Origin of the sequence: Legionella cincinnatiensis, assembly GCF_900452415.1 — a bacterium.
GTDB lineage: Bacteria > Pseudomonadota > Gammaproteobacteria > Legionellales > Legionellaceae > Legionella > Legionella cincinnatiensis.
On sequence record NZ_UGNX01000001.1, the window covers coordinates 1,834,519 to 1,855,568 of the forward strand.

The window sequence follows — 21,050 nt, forward strand, 5'->3', positions numbered from 1 at the left end:
TTTTTGTGGAGAGGTTGGGTATGACTAGTAGTAAAGATGATGAATATGCGAAGAAGATAGCCGAGGCACAGGATAAATCTGCAAAAGCAGCTGAGGAATTACGCAAGCAAGAAAATGAAAAAATGGCGCAAGATTATATGAATGCGCAAATGCTTAAGCGGCGGATGGAATATGCTCAGGCAATGGAAGAGCTTAGAAATAAGCATATAAAAGGACACGATGACAAAGGTAATGCAATCACTTATTGGGACGAAGTTAATCGCCTTGCTGACGAAGCTATGAAGCCAGAACAAAACTCCTATCAAGACTACCGTGCTGCAATGATGTCTTTGTTGAATATGTTTGGCAAAATGAACAAAGCAATAGCTGTTTCACGAGAGCAAACATTTGGGGAGTTTTATAACAAATATGTATATGAGAAAAATGAAGATCCCCTTGGTAAAGCATGGATTAAGTTGAAGAGTAATATGCGTGATGCAATTAAAGGTGATGCTGACATTGATCTGCCTACTCTTCATCATAATGTTACATTTAAAGATGGAAAGCTAAATGTTGCTCCATTAACTCGTAAAGATGGTGCTCCACTCGTAGTTTACGAACGAGATGAAAAGGGAAATATTAAATATGAAATAGATCAAGAAACAGGAAAACCTAAACTTGATGATAAGAACCAGCCGATAAAGATAATTAGCAAAGAGCCTCACCCTGCAAATGAAGCATTTAAGGCTCTTGTTGATGCGTGGTTAATAGAAAATAATTACCAGATAGTGCCCGGCGAGCCAAATAAACACATGAATCCCACTACTGGTAAATATCTAGATGAAGAGGCATTTAATAGCTTAAAACCAACTCTTGTTGAATTCCTAAAAAATCCAGCAAATGCTGAATTGACCTTTGAAGAAGAACCACAACCTCATTCTCCTTCAATATAAAGATTTGAGAAGAAGTTTTTAGCCAAATGCACCCGAAAGGCTGCATTTGGCACATCCTGCGCGAAAATGATACTTCGAAAGCCTTACTACTGATGTATGTTCCGTTTTCTCAGAGCTATTTTCGCGCACAACCCGCGCTCCAATCCAGCCTTTCACCAAGAGGCAAGCATATCCCTGAACAGATACAGCTTTTATTGATGAGGTATTCCGCTATGAAAGCGAAATACCTCATCTGTTGCTAAGATAAAGCTATTTTCCAAAGATAAAAATATGCTGAGTCGGTTTTCTATATCTCCGCCGTATAATTTCGCTAGCTTCAAGTAATCTTCAAAATGTCGGGCTTCGGATTTAATTAAAGTATTGTAAAATTTTGCCAAATCTTGGTCTTCAAGGTAAGGAATAATGGCATGGAAACGCTCACATGAGCGAGCTTCAATGATGGCGCCGATTATAAGTTGATCGCATAAACGCTGAATCATGTCTCTACTCGTAACCTGCTTATGCATTTGAGTTGCATATCCCGAGGGTTGCAATGGACTAAATTGAATGCCTTTTCGAATCATAATTTGTATCACTTTTTCAAAATGAAGCAGTTCTTCACGGGCTAAAGGTGACATGACGTCGACTAATTCCTTTTTTTCTGGATACTTACTGATGAAATTGATGGCAGTTGCAGCTGCTTTACGTTCACAATGAGCATGATCAATTAATAGTAAAGGGACGTGTTTTGCTGCATACTCTAACCATTTTTGAGGTGTTTTTATCTGCAGAAAATCATTTACTGATTGTAAATCAGTATCTAATCGTTTTAACATCTATGAATACACTATACTTATTAAAATAAGCTGTCTTATATCACATACTTTGAAAAAATTAAATCGGATGAAAAATGAACGGGGAAGAAGTTAATAATGAATTAAGCCATTGGTTTTCCACTTATGGGGTAATCACGGCTGAACGTATCTTGGGGAAATACCAAGTTAATTTAGAACATGCAGAACTGGTTGAAGCAATTAAAACTCCGACGAGCTTATATCATCATTTAGTGCGGGTTCCATTAAGAAATGTATTAAATGGTATTATCTTGGAACAAGCAAATGATTATCATGTTTATGCTCAAAAACTGTTTATTGATTATTTGTTATCTGGTGAAAGTGCTAAAGATGAAGAAGCCCAAGGTGCTGTAACTCGCGAAGCTTTAGAAAGAGAGCGACAACAATTAATCGCCCTTGGTGATGAGTTTCATAGAATACATGGCCAACATGATTATCTCATTGCTGAAAGCCAATCAGTCCTGATAAAAGTATCGCACATGTTTAATAGTGAAATGGAAAAAGCAATTAATGCTTTGAAATCTCCCTTAAAAACTGCGAATTTTTCTGGACCCAAAAGTGAAATTCGTAAAGCAATGAGGCATGCTTTGATTTATTGTAACATAATGGATAATCAGACAGAGGAAAACAAGTTTTCTTTTATTGAAAAAATGAATGACATTCTTAAAATATCATTAACTCAGGATCTCAAAGTAAGAATCGTCTTTAATTTGGAAAAAATATTTAAAATTGAATCTGATTTTAATGTACAAATACAAGAGTATATTGTTAAAACCGAGGAAATAACCCAGTCTGCTAATTCTTTTCGAGATCAATTTTACGAGACAATTCTTCGTGTCGTTGATCTTATTAAGTTTTTACCTGATTATAAGATTGATCCAGAACAAGACGCTATTAATAGAGAGCCCCTATATTTTGATAAGAGCATAGGAGCTGCCGGGTAGAGCAAAACAATCTAACTTAAAAAGAATAAACCAATCATTGACTTAAAAATGAATTTATATTAGCCATAGAGCAAGGATTTCGTGTATAATATGGCACTTTAATCTAACCCCTATGGAGTGCATAATGGCAAAAGAATTAACATTGTCAATTATTAAACCTGATGCAGTAGCTAAATCTGTAATTGGTCAAATTTATACACGTTTTGAAAATGCTGGTCTAAACATTATTGCAGCAAAAATGATGCAACTTTCTCGTGAGCAAGCAGAAAATTTTTATGACATTCATCGTGCACGACCATTTTTTAAAGATTTAGTTGAGTTCATGATTTCAGGTCCAGTAATGGTCCAAGTATTACAAGGCGAAGACGCTGTTTTGAAAAATAGAGAAATTATGGGTGCTACCAATCCTAAAGAAGCTGCACCTGGAACCATTCGTGCTGATTTTGCTGATAGTATTGATGCAAATGCAGTACATGGTTCGGATAGTTTAGAAAATGCCACTCGTGAAATTGCGTTCTTCTTTGAACCACATGAAGTTTGTGAAAGATAAAAATTTTAAAGGCATTAAGTGATTGTTGTAGATTGTAGCCTAGGTGAGCGAAGCGGAGCCTGGGTTGTTACTTTGATTAAAGTCCTGAGATTTGCTCTTTTGTGCACTGGCTACATCATTCCTTAATCACATCCTTTACTTAGTGTCATTAAATTTGGAGCGAAAATTGACTGCACAAAAAGTAAATCTTCTGAATTATAATTACCAACAAATGCGTGAGCTATTGAGTAGCTGGGGTGAACAACCATATCGAGCTCAGCAAATAATACAGTGGATTCATCAAGCAGGCTTAACTGACTTCGCTAAAATGACTAACCTAGGAAAGGCGCTAAGAGAAAAGCTACTTCAATTATCCTACATTAAATTACCAGAAATAATTGCGTGTCAAAAATCTAATGACGGAACTCATAAATGGTTATTAAAGCTTGAATGCGGAAATTGTATTGAGACTGTATATATTCCCGAAACTAACCGAGGAACTTTATGTGTCTCCTCTCAAGTTGGATGCGCTTTAAATTGTTCTTTTTGTTCTACAGCGAAACAAGGTTTTAATCGAAATCTCACAACAGCCGAAATTATTGGACAGGTTTGGTTGGCAGTACGTGAACTATCACAAAGCCAAGGGAATCATGACAAAAGAGTCACAAATGTGGTGATGATGGGAATGGGGGAACCATTACTTAATTTTGATAATGTTGTTTCTGCAATGAATATTATGATGGATGATTTTGCATATGGCTTATCAAAACGACGAGTTACTTTAAGTACTTCTGGGGTTTTACCTGATCTAGAGCGTTTAAGAGAGGTAAGTCCGGTCGCTTTAGCAGTTTCTCTTCATGCACCTAATGACGAATTGAGAAATGAACTTGTCCCAATTAATAAGAAATATCCATTAGCTCAATTAATGGCCTTGTGTAAAATTTATTTTAAAAATGAACCAAGAAGGAAGGTAACTTTTGAATATGTGATGCTTAAAGGAGTAAACGATCAACCAGAGCACGCAACTCAATTAATTAAGTTATTACGTAATATTCCTGCAAAAGTAAACTTAATTCCTTTTAATCCATTTCCAATGACACAATATGAGCGTTCTTCGCAAGAAGCAATCGATGCATTTAGGGAAAAATTGATGGCACATGGAATTAACACCATTACTCGTAAAACACGAGGTGATGATATTGATGCTGCATGTGGTCAGTTAGCGGGAGAGGTAAAGGATAGAACAACCCGCTCTCAAAGATGGCAAAAATTAAATTTTATATCCAAGGCTGATCAAGAACAGCGTACGAGGGAATAAAATTCAGAGATATGTAGAAGATTCAGAGCATTGGAAGCAAGATGAATTGCCAACAAACCTTATTATTTATGACAAATCATTTTTAATTTATCAGTAAGCGGTTATAATGCCCAATCATTTTATAATCTTAATGTGGAAGATTGTGTTAAAAAGGTTTTATTCCTTGTTGATTATGGTCTGCTTGTTGATGCAGGCATGTACTCATAATGAAGAAAGTGAAAAACAAAATTTAAAAAAGCCCGATCTTGGTAGGGCTGCATCATACAATGTTCAGCTGGGGTTAAGCTATTTAAAACAAGGCGACAGACCGCGAGCGAAAAAGAAATTGCTTACTGCATTTGAGCAAGAGCCTGCGTCCCCTGATGTTAATTCAGCATTAGCTTATTATTTTGAACAAACTAAAGAATTGGATCAAGCAGAAAAATACTATTTAAAGGCAATATCTCTAACCGGAAGCGGAGGGCCCCAGCTTAATAATTATGGTGCTTTTTTATGTCGCCAAGGTGATTATAAAAATGCTGAAAAATACTTTTTAAAAGCAGTTAATGATTTACAATATATCCATACTGCTGGGGCTTATGAAAATGCAGGACTATGCGCATTATCTGTTCCTAATGATGAAAAGGCTCTGTTTTATTTCACCAAAGCATTGAATCAAGATCCCTCACGGAAGGTATCTTTTTATGAATTGTTGAAATTAGAAATTAAAACCGGAAAAGAGCAAGATGCTTTTGCTTTAGTGCAGAATCATCCTGATTTAGTTTTAAATGACAAAATATTGTTATCTTTAGCTAAAGAAGTTTCTGATAAAGTGGGTCAGCATCATATCGCTGCAGAATATGAGCAAAGTATAAATAATTTGAATTCCCATATCGATAACAGTGGAGTAAATAATGAACACAATAACCACTCTGGATGAAAATATGCTTGAAAATGATAAGAATCCAGGAGCGCACCTTGCCTCTATACGAGAACAAAAGGGTTATACTATCGAATATGTTGCTAATAAGCTTCATTTAAGAGCTCGTATCATTGAATTAATTGAAAATAACGAGTTTCATTTGTTGCCTGAACCTGTTTTTGTTAAAGGATATTTGCGTGCTTACGCCAAGTTATTAGGTACTTCTCCCGAGCCTTATTTAGCAATATTTAATAAACAGTACCTTGTTGAGAGAAAACCAGAACGTGCTTTATGGCAACAGAGTAAACGCGAATCACATAAAGCAGAACATATCATTCGTTGGTTTACTCTCTTATTTGCTTTGGGGGTTATTGTTGCTGTTGGTATTTGGTGGCAAAAAAATAGGGATAATCAACAGGTATTTTCGACAAATAGCACCACTACTCCTGCCGATTTATCGCTGAATCAACAAATACCAGTCAATAAAAATTTAGAGATTAAGTTAACTGATATATCTAAAATGCAATCTTTACTCAATCCTAAACCAGAAATGTCTCCAATGGAGAAGAGAGGTGACTGAACGAATTCAAGCAATCCGTGGAATGAATGACGTACTGCCTGAGGTAACTGTTCTATGGCGCGCTTTAGAGCAAGTGTTTATTCAGGTTCTCACTTGTTATGGTTATCAAGAAATTCGTTTTCCACTTGTTGAAAGTACGCAATTATTTAAACGTACTATTGGGGAAGTCACGGATATCGTTGAAAAAGAAATGTATACTTTTAACGATCTAAATGGCGACAGTATTACCCTTAGACCAGAAGGAACCGCAGGTTGTGTTCGTGCCTGCCTTGAGCACGGTCTTTTACATAATCAGCAACAAAAATTGTGGTATATGGGCCCCATGTTTCGTCATGAACGACCTCAGAAAGGCAGATATAGGCAGTTTAATCAACTTGGTGTCGAAGCATTTGGAATGTCAGGAGCAATGATTGAACTTGAGTTGATCTCTATTTGTCGGAAGTTCTGGGAGCAGCTGGGTTTTAGTGATTTAGTCCGATTGCAAGTAAATACTTTAGGTGAATTATCTGAGCGACATCACTATAAGAAAGTCTTGGTAGAATATTTGTTGGATCATAAAAGTCAATTGGATGAGGACAGTAAACGAAGGTTAGATCGAAATCCATTGCGGATTTTGGACAGTAAAAACCCTGAAATGCATCAGTTATTAGCTAATGCCCCAAAATTAATTGACGTCTTAGGAGAGAATAGTCGTGCACATTTTCAGTCCTTTTGTGATGGCTTAGATGCATTAAAAATTTCTTATGAAGTAAATCCAGTTTTAGTTCGTGGACTTGATTATTACGGGTATACAGTATTTGAATGGGTTACTGATAGATTAGGTAGCCAAGCAACTGTTTGTGCTGGAGGTCGTTACGATATACTCGTAGAACAATTAGGTGGTAATCCAACGCCCGCGGCTGGTTTTGCATTAGGTATAGAAAGAATTTATTTGCTTATGGAAACTTTAAATCTATTAAAGCAAGAAGAGAAAAAAAATACGTTATATATTATTGCCACAAATGATCATGCTGTGGTTTGTGGGCTTAAGATTGCTGAATCAATTCGTAATGTATATCCTAAAGTCGAAGTATTGGTAAATACTGCAGGGGGAAGCTTTAAAAGCCAATTTAAAAAAGCAGATAAAAGTGGTGCACGCTTGGCTTTAATTTTGGGTGAAGATGAAATGCTCCAAGAACAAATTGGCATTAAAGATTTACGCAACGGAACAGATCAAATTACAGTAAATCAAAATATGCTTCATCAAGCTTTAAAAGATTATTTAGAATGAGGGTGGGAGAGTACTATGTCAGTGTATATGACTGAAGAGGAACAATTAGAATCAATAAAAAAATGGTGGAAGCAATACGGTAATCTAATTACTATTGTATTATCGCTAATACTCTTTAGTGTTGCTGGATATCGGTATTTGCATTGGCATCAAGATAAATTGACCCAACAAGCTTCAATTGCATATGAGCATATGATGGTTGCTCTTTCAAATCATAATATTAAAGCAGTAAGATCTTATGCTAATGAATTAATCCATGAACATAGTGGATCGGTTTATGCAGATGCCGCTCATATGACTCTCGCCAAGATTTATGTATCCAAAAATAAATTAGACAAGGCTACAGAGGAGTTACAAAGTGTCGCTTCTAATAGCCAAATACTTGCTTTAAAACAAATAGCAAAAATTCGTATAGCACGTATCTATGCGGCAGAAAAATCTTATACTAATGCATTAAAAGAGCTTAGCAGTATTGATGATAATACCTATTTACCCGTTATTAATGAATTGAAGGGGGATATTTATGGGGCAACAGGTCAATATCAAGAGGCCATGAATTCTTATAAACTAGCATTAGATGAAGTAAAAACAAATGGAATGGGTAACTTATTTTTGGAAATGAAAACGAATGAGATAGCAAGTAAGTCGCATTCAATGATTTCAGGAGAGAAAAAAGTACAGTCTGCATAGTGAGTCATTGTAAATGGATTTGATAAAATTTATATCGGGGATTCTGTATGATTTTGCTAATCCGTAATTCGATGGAAAGAAGCATCCTTTGATTCCCGGGCTTACTCTGTCTGTAGTTAAAAATCTTGGAGAAAATCAGATTTGAGGGCAGGTTGGATGAAAATAATCTTAGAAAGATCGTTATGTAAGTATTTTCATCCAAAGAGATACTAAATATGACTTTTTGGTGAGCTATTAAAAAAATTTAGAGCATCATTAAGCGATGGAATTTAATAAATTTGGGCAGTACAAATTGAGGTTTTATTTTCATGAAAATTAAATTTTTTATTTTACTTTTCCTTATTATAGCGCAAGGGTGCTCTAAGCTTGATGATTATATGTTAGGTAAAGACAATACCCCCAAGCCTAAAGAGCTTAAAGAAATTCAAGATAAAGTTAAAGTGACTACAAAATGGACTGTTCCTGTAGGGAAAGTGTCTAAAAATAAAGAATACTTAAGACTCAAACCTGTAGTTCAGGGCGCCACTATATACATTGCAGATGCGAGTGGACTTGTTCAGGCAGTGAACAAAAGTAACGGTAAAATAAAATGGACCACGCCCCTTAAACATGGTTTAGTGAGTGGTCCTACCATTGCAAATGGATACATTGCTGTAGGTACAAGCAACTCTTCAGTTGTTGTATTAAATCAGAATAATGGTAAAAAATTATGGCAGGCTAAGGTTTCCGGCGAAATTTTATCTCCACCTGTCATTGTGCACCGGAAAGTAATCGTTAAAACAATTGATGGCAAGGTATACTCATTTAATGTTGCAGATGGTAAACAATTATGGACAGCAGAACATGGTTCACCCAGTTTGATTCTCAAAGCAAGCTCATCTCCAATAGTAGTGGGAAATTTGCTGCTAATTGGTTTTTCTGATGGGAAATTAGATGCACTTGATATAGATACAGGTCGTGTTATCTGGCAACGAAGTATTGTTTATGCTGCTGGATCAAGCGATGTAGAGCGTTTGGTAGATATAGATGCAGATCCAATAGTTGAAAATAATGTGGTTTATTTGGCAACTTATCAAGGTTTTATTGGTGCATTGTCACTTTCTGATGGACAATTTCTTTGGAAAAAACCAGGCTCTGTTTACAAGAATATGGTTTTAAGTGGAAATACTTTATATGTTACTGATAGCCATGATGTAATATGGTCACTTGATAAACACAGTGGTCGAGTAAATTGGAAGCAAACTGCTTTAAAAGCAAGGATATTGACTGAACCTACTTTCATTAATAATGATATTGTTGTAGGTGATAAAACGGGATACCTCCATTTTCTAGACTCACAAACAGGTGAAGTACTAGCTCGCGCAAAAATTTCGGGAGGAATAAGTATTTCTCCAACTGTAATAGGAAGCAAGTTATACGTATTAACGGACAATGGAATGCTTAATCAATTATCTGTGAGTTAAACATGATCCCTGTGATTGCACTTGTTGGACGTCCTAATGTTGGTAAGTCTACTTTATTTAATAAATTGACAAAAACACAAGATGCTCTTGTTGCAGATTATCCTGGCTTAACTCGTGACAGACAATATGGCCAAGCGCAACATGATGGTAAGCATTATATTGTTGTTGACACTGGTGGTATTGGCGTCGACGATATTGCTGTTGATGGTTTAATGTCGAAACAATCTGAAATAGCATTGAATGAAGCTGATATTGTATTGTTTTTAGTTGATGGACGCGCTGGTTTAACAGGTATTGATGAAAAAATCGCAAACAATTTACGAAAATTAAATAAAAAAGTTCACCTTGTAGTTAATAAAACTGAAGGTTTAGATGATGATATTGCGTGTGCTGATTTTCAATCTTTAGGGATTGCAAGCGTTCACTCCATTTCTTCATCTCATGGTAGTGGTATACGATCTTTATTGGATGATATTTTATCACCCCTTGCCCCACAATGTGAAAAAGTTGAAGAGGATCATGCGATTAAAATTGCGTTTGCTGGTCGGCCTAATGTTGGAAAATCAACTTTGATTAATCGAATTTTAGGCGAGGAAAGAGTCGTTGTTTATGATATGCCTGGAACTACCAGAGATAGTATTGCCATTCCTTTTGTCAGGGACAGTCAAAAGTATGTTTTAATTGATACCGCAGGGGTGCGCAGAAAATCTCGAATAGATGAAAAAATTGAAAAATTTTCAGTGATTAAAACACTAAAGGCAATTGAAGAGTCCAACGTATGTTTACAACTTTTGGATGCTAATGAAGGAATTACTGATCAAGATATGAACCTGCTTGGTTATATTATTGAATCGGGTAAAGCGTTAGTGATTGCTGTGAACAAATGGGATGGATTGGACGAAGAGCATAAAGAAAAAATAAAAAGTGACTTATCAAGAAGATTACACTTTGCGAATTTTGCAAAAATCAGATTTATTTCAGCCTTACATGGTAGTGGGGTAGGAAATCTGTTTAAAGATATTAATGAAGCTTATACTTCTGCAACCCAATCTTTTTCTACACCAAGATTAACCCGTTTACTTCAAGACCTCAGTACAAAACATACTCCTCCATGTGTGAATGGACGCAGGATTAAGTTGCGTTATGCCCATCTTGGTGGTCATAATCCACCAGTTATTGTCATTCATGGAAACCAATTAGCTGACTTGCCTGATAGCTATAAACGTTATCTCAATAATGAATTTATTAAGCATCTTGGATTAGTTGGAACCCCTTTGAAACTCGAATTTAAAGGAGGAGTGAATCCTTTTGCTGATAAGAAAAATAAGTTATCACAACGACAAGTTAATAAAAAAAGAAGATTAATGAGTCATGTGAAAAAAAATGTCAAAAAAAAGAAATAGATTACATTCAAAAGGACTATCTATTTTGGTTCAATATTGATTGAGTTAGGTTGGGTAATTAAGTAACCTTGCTCATTAACTTAAATCAGTCTAATCTTTGAATTAGATAACAAATTTATTATTTATTAAATCTATAGAGCTTAAATAGAGCGGGCATATATTTTTAGATAGCCGTAAATGAACTTAGTTTTCTGCCTTCAGAAGGAGAAGCTTATGGATAACCCCATCTCTGAAAATCTGGAATTATATAATTTCATGAAAGAATTAGATTTATTCAAGATGCTCAATAAGAACGCTCTTTGGCCTTTAGTTAACTTGGCAACACTTCGTCATTTTGAACCGAATGAATTGATTATCGCTGAAAATAGTAATCCGACAGGCATCTTTGTCGTCTATAAGGGTACAGCTCAAGTCTTTAAAACGTTACACGATGGTAGTGAATTAGTAATTACTCAATTAGAGCGTGGGCAAATTATTGGCGAAATTTCTGTAATTGATAAGCTCAAAACCACTGCCTCAGTGAAAGCATTAGGAAATGTAGAGTGTATTTTTATTTCAGAATGGGATTTTACCACTCAAATACATGCTTATCCTGCTATTGGTCTTCAGCTTCTTCCTGTGCTGACTCATCGAATTCGTATTATGTATGAGAAAATAAAATGAAAGAGTCAGATCTCTATCGTAAGCAGGCAGTAGAGTCATTTTATGAGCGCGAAGATTTCCAGCAAACCATTCGAATTATTACCCCTAAGTCATGGGTTTATTTAATCATTTTTTTTATGTTAATCGTAGCTGGCGTGCTATGGTTGATTTTTGGTCAAATTTCTACTTTAGTTGAGGGGCAGGGAATAATTTTTGCAAAAAATGCGGAAATTATTAATGTGATGTCACCTATTTCTGGGGGTTATGTAAAACAACTATGGGTTCGTCCTGGAGTTAAAGTAAAAAGGGGGCAATTACTCGCTACTTTAGTGAATCCCAATATGAATAGTGAAGCTAAAGAATTAAATAATTATATAGAGCAACAGAAAATTAAATTGGCTGAGCTGACAAAAACTGCAAAATCCGAAATCGATATTCGCTTAAAACAAATTCAAGATTCTGTTACTCACGCCCAAACAATTAATGACAGTTTACAAGAAAAAAAGAATCGTCTTGAAGCTTTATTAAAAATTCAGGAAGCTGCTTTTAAAAAGGGAATTTTATCGCGTTTGGAGTTAACGGACATACAAGTTGCTTACTATGATTCGAAAGAACAAATTACTAAAAATGAGAATACGCTTATCGAATTGAATCAAGAAAAAAATGATTATATTGAATCTTGGAATACAAAAATTCGTGATTTACAGGAGAAATTGGCGCAATCACAATTTAATTTAAAAAAACTTATGGAAAACATTAAATTAACTGAAACTGTTTTGAGCCCAGAAGATGGAATCATTTCGAATGAGTATGTAAAACCCGGTGATTTTTTAACTGAAAAACAAACGCTCCTTAATATCATTACCCACAATAAAGATTTAGAGGTTATTGCCTTTTTCAATGCCGATGTTGGCAAAAAAATTGTTGTTGGCATGCAATCTAAAGTCTTCCCTAAACATGTCAATGTGCTTGAGTATGGTGGAATAGTTGGCAAAGTAACTTTTGTGAGCGAGTTACCTATAACTCCAGAAGGTCTTGAAAGTATATTAGAAAATCAAAAAATGGCTGATGTATTTGAACAAAACGGTCCTGTTTTTAAAGTAAAAATAGAACTAGATCATTCGCCAGATACTCCAACAGGCTATCGTTGGACTACCTCATCCGGCCCTAAAGAAAAGCTCTCAATTGGTACTGTGACGAAGGTGGAAATTGTTGTTAAAAAAGAACATCCTCTTTCTATAATTTTGCCAATTTTAAAATCGGCAAAAAACTGGGTAACGAATAAAAATGATTAAATTTGATCTTGATCCTGGTTTATTAAATACCCCGCATAAGCGAGTTAAAACTCCTACTATTCTCCAAATGGATGCCATGGAATGTGGATCTGTTTGTCTTGCAATCATTCTTTCTTACTATGGCTTATATATTTCTGCTGAGGAAATGCGAGAAGCCTGTGGGGTTACCCGCGATGGTTCAAAGGCAATCAATATTATTAAAGCAGCTAGAACTTTAGGCATGAATGCAGAAGGTAAACGTATTCAGGAAATAGATACCCTTCGTTATATGCAAACACCATTTATCATTTTCTGGAAATTTGAGCACTTTATGGTAATTGAAGGGATTATAAAGAATAAAGTATATGTCAATGATCCTGCTACAGGACCTAGGATTATCACGATTGAAGAGTTTGATAAAGGTTTTACCGGTGTTATTTTGCGTATTACACCAAGTAAAGAGTTTAAAGCGGGGGGCAAAAAAGAAAAAACAGTCCTTGATTTACTGCGTGATCATTTAAAGGGAGACTCAACAGAAATTATTTATATCGTCCTGGTTTCAGCACTTCTGTCAATTCCGCAAGCATCTTTGGCTTTATTCATTGAGTTTTTTGTTGATAATATTATTGTTAAACATCAGAAGCAATGGATGCCTGGTTTTATTATTGGCATGACGATTACCTTAATTATTACGATAATACTTTTGGGGATTCAGCAATATTATGTAGTACGATACAAATTAAAATTTTCAATTAAAAGAATTCCAGAGTTCTTCAATAAACTTTTGCACTTACCTATGAACTATTACTTGCAAAGAGCCACCGGTGATATTGCAAATAGGGTGCATATTTTTGATGAAATAGCGACAAAGACAACTGATTTTTTATCTGAATCAATCATTGGAGTTTTAAGCATCTTAATCTATTCAGCTCTTATTTTATTAATAAATCAAACCATCGGACTGATTACGATTTTCATTACGGTATTAAATTTTTTAGCAATTATTCTTACTAAGAGAAAAATAATTGATCTTGGGCGTCGTTACTCACAGGATCATGCAAAGATATACGGTATTGAATATAGTGGTGTTCAAATGATTGAGACACTAAAATTTATGAATGGAGAAAATCGTTTTTTTTCTCGTTGGCTAAGCTATAAATCTAAACTAATTGACTCAGACCAAAAAATTGATTTTTATACAGCACTTATTTCATTACTACCCAGTGTTCTTTATTTCTTTAATCTGGTTTTTCTGGTTATCTTTGGCCTTCATTTTATTATACAAGGAACAATGACCGTAGGAGGTTTAATTGCAATTTATACTTTATTGCTTCTTTTTTCCGGCCCAGTCATAGAAATTGTCGATAATTTTTTGAAAATCAATGAGCTTAAAGCAGATTTAATTCGAGTTAATGATGTTTTATTGGCACAAAAAAATGAGAAGGCAATAGAGGAAAGTAATATAAAATCGAATAACTTAATTGATATAAAAGATCTATATTTTGGTTATTCAAAACTAGAAGCTCCTATCTTGTCAGAAATTAATATCCATTTAAGAAAGGGTGGTACAATTGCGATTACAGGTCTTTCAGGTGGTGGAAAATCTTCATTGCTCAATTTGATTTGCGGACTCTTTGAGCCTTGGTCAGGTCAAATTTATCTTAAAGGAAAAAGCATAAAAAATTATACTCCCAAAGAATTGTTTAAGATTGTTTCCTACGTTGATCAACATGTTTTTCTTTTCGAAGGAACTATTCGAGATAATGTTACCATGTGGGACAGAAGTATTGATGAAGAAACCATAATTGAGGCTCTTGAAGCCGCCTGTATTTATGATTTAGTTAAATTAAAAGGAGGCCTTGACTATCCTATTCAGGAAGGGGGAGGTAATATAAGTCTTGGACAGGCGCAAAGGATTGAATTAGCACGGGCTTTGTTAAAAAAACCAGAATTGATTCTTCTTGATGAAGCAACCTCAGCTCTTGATTCTTTAAGCGAAGCAAGAATCTATGAAAATTTGCGTAAAATGAATTGCAGTTTTCTCATTGTTACGCATCGTTTGAGCGCTATAAAATATTGTGATGAAATTATTCTCATTGAAGATGGAGGAATTATTGAAAGAGGAGATCATGATCAATTAATGAGGCTCAACGGACGATATAGGGGATTTATCGAAAGGGATTACTTATTATGAATGATTCAGAGCTTGAAGATATTGCGCCGGGATTATTGAAAATTCAACAAGTATTAGGTCATAAAAATACCAAAATTCATTCCACCTCAGATAATAAAAAATTATTGATTGATGCTTTATTACATTTAGCTGAGCTTGTGGATGTCAGTCTTAAAATACCTAGTGGAGATCTTGATGACGATCTCGATGATTTAATGGAAAAAATTTCAACTCACTCAGGTGTTAGAATACATAAAATGATCCTTAAAGACAAATGGTGGACTTATGATCTTGGTATTTTTCTTGGATTTATGGATAATTCTCCATGTGTCTTAGTACCTAAAAAAAATGGCGGTTATCAATGTTCTACTCCAACTGAAGTTGTCACTTTATCTCCAAATCAATTAAATAAAATAGAAACTTATGGTTTTTCGTTTATTAAACCACTTCCTAAAACGGCAACCAAACTCTTCGATATCCTTAAATTTTCATTCAGTACTCTAAAAAGCGAATTTCAATCAGTTTTGTATTTGCAATTAGGATCAAGCCTTATTTTGATGAGTTTGCCTGTATTAATGAGTTACTTTTTTAACAATTTTAGTCAATTTATCGAGTCCAGGCAGATAGTACTTTTAGCAATTTTATTAATGATTAACACATTAATCTTCTTCTTATTATCAATCAATCAAACGGTTCTAATGTTAAATCTTCGTTTTAAAATACAAAGACGGCTTGAACCCGCGATTTGGGATAGGCTTCTTAAATTAACGCCAACCTTTTTTCGCCAATTGAACGCCGGAGATATTGCTTATCGCGCAGGGGTTGTATCCACCATTCAAGAAATGCTGACTCAATCAACAATTTTATCTCTCTTTAGTGTGATCGTTGCTTTTTTATCTTTTATTTTAATGTGTTATTACAACTGGATGCTTGCATTTTTTGCTTTACTCAGTGTTTTTATAATTAGTTCTATAATCCTTTTTATTAGCCATCACTTGCTTATTCATCAGCGTAAAGTCTATGAATATTTGACCAAACTTTCGGGTTTTGTTTTCCAAGTAATTAGTGGCATTATGAAATTCAAAGCATCAGCAAGTGAGTACAGAGCGTTTAATATCTGGTCTGATTATTTCTCAAATCTTTTAATCGCGAGATATAAAGCAGATAAGATCCAGATTAGCATACATATTATTCATGGTTCTTTGCTCCTGTTTATGACCCTTATTCTCTTCTGTATTTATTTTTATTTTAATAAACAAATGCAAATTGGTACTTTTATTGCTTTTAATGCAGCATTTTCGCAATTTTTTTCAGCTTTACTGACGCTTACTACTTTTGTTTCGTCAATTTTGATTATTGTACCTCTTTTTGAACAATCACTGATTATTTTTGAGGCAAAAGTCGAGCCGCTGCAGCTTGGAGGCAGTCATATAAAGCTAGAAGGAAAAATTCAAATCAAGAATTTATCTTTTCGCTATGAGGACAATCAGCCATTAATTTATAAAAACATTAATTTATTAATTAATCCTGGTGAAGTAATTGGGATTACAGGAAATTCTGGGTGCGGTAAATCCACTTTATTCCGAATTTTATTAGGCATGGAAAAGCCTTTAGATGGTCAAATTTTTTATGATGATATTAATATTGATATGATTAATTTAGCTAATTTACGCCAACAAATTGGTGTTGTTACTCAAAAATCAGTTCTGACACCGGGAACAATACTTGAAAATATTATTGGCAATGACAAACATCTCACTAGAAATGATGCGTGGGATATTATTTATCACTTGGGCTTGGAGCAAATGATTTCGGGTTTACCTATGGAAATGGATACTTTTATTAATGAAGGGATGCAATCATTGTCAGGAGGGGAACAACAACGAATTGTTCTCGCCCGTGCTTTGATAAAAAAACCAAAAATTTTATTTCTTGATGAAGCAACTAGTGCTCTTGATAATCAAAATCAAACAAAAATTCAAGAGTATTTGGCAAAATTAAAAATCACCCAGGTTATTATTGCCCACCGTCTCTCCACTTTAAAAAGTGCATCGCGAATTTTGGTGATTCATGACGGACGTATTATACAGGAAGGAAACTTTGAACAGTTAATTCAAACTAAGGGATATTTTGCAGAGCTTGCTAAATTTCAATTTCCTGATTTTGAGAGTAAAACTCAAAAGACATGATGATGAAGTTCCTCCAATAGATAATTCAAAAAAGCGAGATTAGGAGGAGATAAAAAATTTTTAGATTTTCCCATTTTCAAAAAAATACATCTATAGTTAACAATAGCTAGTTTATTTAGGATTTAGAAAATTAAATATTTGTTAAACAAGGAGATACATATGGAATATGTACAAGTTGATGCCTGTACTCGCGTTTTTGTGCAGGATTGGGGCGCTGGTAAACCAATCGTATTTATTTCTGGTTGGCCTTTTGACCATCGCTGCTATGAATATCAATTTACTCAGATACCGAAACATGGCTTTCGTTGCATTGGCATCGATATGAGAGGCTACGGAAAATCGGATAAACCTTGGGGCGAGTACAATTACGATGTTTTTGCAGATGATATTTTAAAAGTTTTACGTCATCTTAATTTATATAATGTCACACTCGTTGGTCATTCAATGGGTGGTGCAATATGTATTAACTATTGCGTACGCCATCATAATGAACGGGTTTCAGGGTTGGTACTCTTAGGGGCAGCAGCGCCTATTTGGACTCAGCGCTCAGATTACCCTCATGGTTTAACTATTGATCAATGCAATGAGTTGCTTAATTTATGCTATTCCGATAGACCTCAACTATTGGAAAATTTTGGAAAGCTCTTTTTCCATAAAGAGGATTCTGTTAGTCCTAAATTTGCAGATTGGATGCAGAATATGGGTATGGAAGCATCTCCCTACGCAACTGCGGAATGCATCATTGCTCTTAGAGATACCGATCAACGTAAAAATCTAGAAAAAGTTAAAGTACCAACTGCTATTTTCCACGCTCCTGCCGATAGAGTTTGTCCTTTTGGCTTGGGTGAAGCAATGCATAAGGGCATTAAGGGTTCCAAACTGATACGTTTTGAAAATAGTGGACATGGTTTATTTTATGATGAATGGGAAAAATGCAATGATGAACTGATGAAATTTGTTAATGAACATAATAAATAAAGTTCATAATGCCGTCCTCCGGTTTATCCGGAGGACAATACCTGAGTTCATTAGATGAAATCCAAACCTATAATAGATCCTATCGTTCAGACGTTCTTAGATCAGGTGAACAGCCAACCTGGGTCCAGATTTCATGAACTTACACCCCAACAAGCTCGGGATGCTTTTAAGCATCTACAAACAATGGTTTCTGTTAAAAAAGAACCGGTTGATACTGAAAAGCGTGAGCTTCCTGTGGGTCCAAATGGTAAAGTGAGTATACGCATCCTTCGCCCACCCGGCACTCTCGGAGTTTTGCCAGTGTTGGTTTATGTGCATGGAGGTGGTTGGGTACGAGGCGATTATAAAATGTATGAACGTTTGCTAAGCGCGTTGACGAATGGTTCCGGCGCAGCTCTTATTTTTGTGGAATTTCAAAGAGCACCGGAAGGACAATACCCCATTCCGATCGAAGAAGTCTATGCAGTGATCCAATGGATTGCGGAAAATGGGGGTCAACTCAACCTTGATGTTTCACGGTTAGCTATTGCTGGAGAAAGTGCAGGAGGGAATATTGCCGCAGCCGTAACTCTTCTAGCAAAAGAGCGCAGGGGACCAAAAATTGGTTTTCAGCTCCTTCTTTATCCTGTGACAAGTGCAGCATTCGATCAGCCATCTTATCAGGAATTTGCAGATGGTTACTTTCTTTCTGTAGAGGCAATTCAATGTCTGTGGAATTTCTATTGTCCCGATACTACTGTACGGAATCAGCCTACTGCAGCACCACTCCAGGCTACTCTTGAACAACTATCCGGGTTGCCTCCTGCACTCATTATTAGTGCTGAGTGCGATATAACTCGTGATGAATGTGAAGCCTATGCGCACAAACTCATTGAAGCGGGAGTTCCTGTTTTGTTGGTTCGCTTTGAAGCCACCGTTCATGCTTTTCTCATGCTAGATGCTCTCGCAGAAACCCAAGCTAGCAGGGGTGCAATAGCTCTTATATTTTACAAACTGCGGGAGTTTTTCGGAAATTAGGGGACGTTGCTTAATACAAAATTGAGGGATATTTTGCAAAGTTTGTCACATTTCAATTTTTCTTGATTTTGAGTATAAAACTCAAAAGAGCGATGTTTCCACTCAAACAGTAAAGATAGCAGAGGAAGTACAACGGCAACTTTAAGACTCTATTAATGGTCGTTGAAAATAATAAACCGGGACGTAGATTACTCACACGTCCCGGCTTAAGAAGGGAAAACAATCTAAATTTATCTAAGTCTCTTTGCAGCAACAGGGGTAGGAGCAGATATAACAGCTTTTTTAGCTTGAGCACGTTCAAGTCCAGCACTCTTTAATGGAGTTGCTAGTACTCCTTTGCCTCCTGCTTCATTACCAACAGAAGGAGTCAAACTGATTACTAGCTTTCCGGACTCCACATTTTGTAAGGTTTCATCAGGTAAATTATTTATATTTTCGGCAAATTGGTTTATCAATGATTCAATAATATGTTCGCGTTTCATTTTTTGATACCTCTAATTTCTTGCATCAGGAATAAAGCTTCAAGATGCCAACAACTTTAGTCAACTTCTGATCAATCTAATGGCCATAACATCAGTTCCTTCTGGCTTTTTCGAACAGATAAAGAAAGCCATATTCGTAATCCGTTCTCAATTAAAAATCAAATCGCAATATAATAAAAATCCATTTTGGTCATTTTATGACCTATCTTCACATTAAGTTTAGTTCACCAAGTTAATTAATACAAACGTATCAATCTCTAGATATTCCTACCTTTACTTATGTATTCAAGTGAATAAAGAAATAAATTCTATTCTAATTAATGCTTATACTATGAGTTTTTGAGTATTAGTCATAAATGGGTACATCACAGAGTATGACACGACGTATATGGATATTTGTAATTTATTAAATTGCAAAAAGGGCCAGACGTGGATTATTCACACGTCTGGTTCAAAAATGGGAGATTCTTTTACCAATAATCTATCTTACTAGTCTTTGCTTATTACCTCGGGATACTATAGCTCGGCCACCTGCTTCTTTATCAACAGTCGGTGTCAAACTAATTACCAGTTTACCAGATTGAATACCTTGTAAAGTTTCGTCAGGTAAGTTTTTTATATTTTCAGCAAATTGATTCACTAATAATTCAATAATATGTTCGCGTTTCATTTTTAATACCTCTAATCTCTTGCGCCAAGAACACGTTCAAGATGTTTTACTACTTTAGTCCGCTTCTGATCACTACAATGACCTTGATAGAGTAACCTTTAGCTCTCAGAAGAGAAAGGCTGTGTACTCTTCCTAGTAAATAATAGCCACTTTATTGATTGTTTTTGATCCTATTCAACCTAAGTTTAGTTCACTAAGTTAACTAATACAAACAGATTGGGCTCTAATGAGTCTACTATTCTATTGCAGTTCTAAGTTGGAAAAGAGCGTCAGTAATAGGTCATGAACATTATATTGAGAAAAAATCACTATATAACCAATCCTCTTACTGACGTTTTTGAAGTCATAGCCGTAAAGTGAGTACATCACATGGAGCATGATTTACAGTGGCATGGGCTGTGCTTCCTAAAAAAGTGTGAAGTGTAGAAGAATGACTGCCTAGAATAATTAATTGACAGTTTAGTTCTTTTACTTTATTAAAAATATGTTCTTTAACTGAACCTACTTCAACAAATTGTTGTTCACTGGGAATATTAAAATTCTCACCTATTAACGCTAAAACCGTTTGTGCGTCATCTTTGGCAGGATTTGCCAGTTCGGTAAATCCAAGGCCTTGCGCGAGTTGGAAGCTTGCGGGTAATTCAATGACATGTAATAAAAAGAGTCTGGCATTAAATTGTTGTGCAATAGTGATTGCTTTTGCTGTGAGATGATTATGTTCTTTAAGCAAATCCGTAGCAAATAAAATATTTTTATACATGA

General features: G+C 35.3%; 20 protein-coding genes. 16 read left to right on the forward strand and 4 right to left on the reverse strand.

What is annotated here, in order from left to right:
* Positions 1 to 20 precede the first annotated feature (20 nt).
* The gene (locus tag DYH34_RS08220; RefSeq protein ID WP_058463558.1) at positions 21 to 932 is read left to right on the forward strand and encodes a hypothetical protein; all 912 of its coding nucleotides are present in this window, start codon (positions 21 to 23) and stop codon (positions 930 to 932) included.
* A 191-nt stretch (positions 933 to 1,123) separates the two neighbouring features.
* Here the strand turns inward: DYH34_RS08220 and DYH34_RS08225 are convergent, their stop codons facing one another.
* Entirely contained in the window at positions 1,124 to 1,747 is a 624-nt protein-coding gene (locus tag DYH34_RS08225; RefSeq protein ID WP_058463557.1) for a MiaE family protein, read from the reverse strand.
* 74 nt (positions 1,748 to 1,821) lie between these two features.
* Between DYH34_RS08225 and DYH34_RS08230 the strand changes: the two genes are divergently transcribed.
* The 15 genes from DYH34_RS08230 (at position 1,822) to DYH34_RS08300 (ending at position 19,136) form a co-directional block, all read left to right on the forward strand.
* The gene (locus tag DYH34_RS08230) at positions 1,822 to 2,709 is read left to right on the forward strand and encodes a hypothetical protein (protein WP_058463556.1); all 888 of its coding nucleotides are present in this window, start codon (positions 1,822 to 1,824) and stop codon (positions 2,707 to 2,709) included.
* 124 nt (positions 2,710 to 2,833) lie between these two features.
* The gene (gene ndk, locus DYH34_RS08235) at positions 2,834 to 3,259 is read left to right on the forward strand and encodes a nucleoside-diphosphate kinase (RefSeq protein WP_058463555.1); all 426 of its coding nucleotides are present in this window, start codon (positions 2,834 to 2,836) and stop codon (positions 3,257 to 3,259) included.
* Positions 3,260 to 3,425: 166 nt separating this feature from the next.
* Positions 3,426 to 4,556, forward strand: a complete 1,131-nt coding sequence (gene rlmN, locus DYH34_RS08240; protein ID WP_058463554.1) for a dual-specificity RNA methyltransferase RlmN — start codon at positions 3,426 to 3,428, stop codon at positions 4,554 to 4,556.
* A gap of 142 nt (positions 4,557 to 4,698) precedes the next feature.
* Entirely contained in the window at positions 4,699 to 5,475 is a 777-nt protein-coding gene (gene pilW, locus DYH34_RS08245) for a type IV pilus biogenesis/stability protein PilW (protein ID WP_058463765.1), read from the forward strand.
* A complete protein-coding gene (locus tag DYH34_RS08250) occupies positions 5,450 to 6,037 on the forward strand; it encodes a helix-turn-helix domain-containing protein (RefSeq protein ID WP_058463553.1) in 588 nt (195 codons plus the stop codon). Before pilW ends, DYH34_RS08250 begins: the two co-directional genes overlap by 26 nt.
* Complete coding sequence (gene hisS, locus DYH34_RS08255) at positions 6,030 to 7,307, forward strand: histidine--tRNA ligase (protein WP_058463552.1); 1,278 nt, start codon at positions 6,030 to 6,032, stop codon at positions 7,305 to 7,307. The genes DYH34_RS08250 and hisS overlap by 8 nt, the downstream gene beginning before the upstream one ends.
* A 15-nt stretch (positions 7,308 to 7,322) precedes the next feature.
* A complete protein-coding gene (locus DYH34_RS08260; protein ID WP_058463551.1) occupies positions 7,323 to 7,997 on the forward strand; it encodes a YfgM family protein in 675 nt (224 codons plus the stop codon).
* Positions 7,998 to 8,305: 308 nt separating this feature from the next.
* Positions 8,306 to 9,460, forward strand: coding sequence for an outer membrane protein assembly factor BamB (bamB, locus tag DYH34_RS08265; protein WP_058463550.1), 1,155 nt, complete (start codon positions 8,306 to 8,308; stop codon positions 9,458 to 9,460).
* Positions 9,461 to 9,462: 2 nt separating this feature from the next.
* Entirely contained in the window at positions 9,463 to 10,863 is a 1,401-nt protein-coding gene (gene der / locus DYH34_RS08270) for a ribosome biogenesis GTPase Der (RefSeq protein WP_058463549.1), read from the forward strand.
* Between the two features lie 213 nt (positions 10,864 to 11,076).
* Entirely contained in the window at positions 11,077 to 11,526 is a 450-nt protein-coding gene (locus DYH34_RS08275) for a Crp/Fnr family transcriptional regulator (protein ID WP_058463548.1), read from the forward strand.
* Positions 11,523 to 12,800, forward strand: coding sequence for an NHLP bacteriocin system secretion protein (locus tag DYH34_RS08280; RefSeq protein WP_083502697.1), 1,278 nt, complete (start codon positions 11,523 to 11,525; stop codon positions 12,798 to 12,800). The genes DYH34_RS08275 and DYH34_RS08280 overlap by 4 nt, the downstream gene beginning before the upstream one ends.
* Positions 12,793 to 14,973 carry a cysteine peptidase family C39 domain-containing protein gene (locus DYH34_RS08285; protein ID WP_058463547.1) on the forward strand — a complete coding sequence of 727 codons (2,181 nt, stop codon included), beginning with the start codon at positions 12,793 to 12,795 and terminating at the stop codon, positions 14,971 to 14,973. The genes DYH34_RS08280 and DYH34_RS08285 overlap by 8 nt, the downstream gene beginning before the upstream one ends.
* Positions 14,970 to 17,141 (forward strand): ATP-binding cassette domain-containing protein, encoded by a 2,172-nt coding sequence (locus DYH34_RS08290; RefSeq protein WP_058463546.1) that lies wholly within the window; start codon positions 14,970 to 14,972, stop codon positions 17,139 to 17,141. The genes DYH34_RS08285 and DYH34_RS08290 overlap by 4 nt, the downstream gene beginning before the upstream one ends.
* Positions 17,142 to 17,300: 159 nt before the next feature.
* The gene (locus DYH34_RS08295; protein ID WP_058463545.1) at positions 17,301 to 18,119 is read left to right on the forward strand and encodes an alpha/beta fold hydrolase; all 819 of its coding nucleotides are present in this window, start codon (positions 17,301 to 17,303) and stop codon (positions 18,117 to 18,119) included.
* Between the two features lie 105 nt (positions 18,120 to 18,224).
* Entirely contained in the window at positions 18,225 to 19,136 is a 912-nt protein-coding gene (locus DYH34_RS08300; protein WP_244918534.1) for an alpha/beta hydrolase, read from the forward strand.
* Between the two features lie 230 nt (positions 19,137 to 19,366).
* Here the strand turns inward: DYH34_RS08300 and DYH34_RS08305 are convergent, their stop codons facing one another.
* The 3 genes from DYH34_RS08305 to DYH34_RS08315 all read right to left on the reverse strand — a co-directional run bounded on the left by DYH34_RS08305 (position 19,367) and on the right by DYH34_RS08315 (position 21,048).
* Positions 19,367 to 19,618, reverse strand: coding sequence for a hypothetical protein (locus DYH34_RS08305; protein WP_058463543.1), 252 nt, complete (start codon positions 19,616 to 19,618; stop codon positions 19,367 to 19,369).
* Between the two features lie 481 nt (positions 19,619 to 20,099).
* A complete protein-coding gene (locus tag DYH34_RS08310; RefSeq protein WP_058463542.1) occupies positions 20,100 to 20,288 on the reverse strand; it encodes a hypothetical protein in 189 nt (62 codons plus the stop codon).
* Between the two features lie 343 nt (positions 20,289 to 20,631).
* Positions 20,632 to 21,048, reverse strand: a complete 417-nt coding sequence (locus DYH34_RS08315) for a universal stress protein (protein ID WP_058463541.1) — start codon at positions 21,046 to 21,048, stop codon at positions 20,632 to 20,634.
* Positions 21,049 to 21,050: the final 2 nt, after the last annotated feature.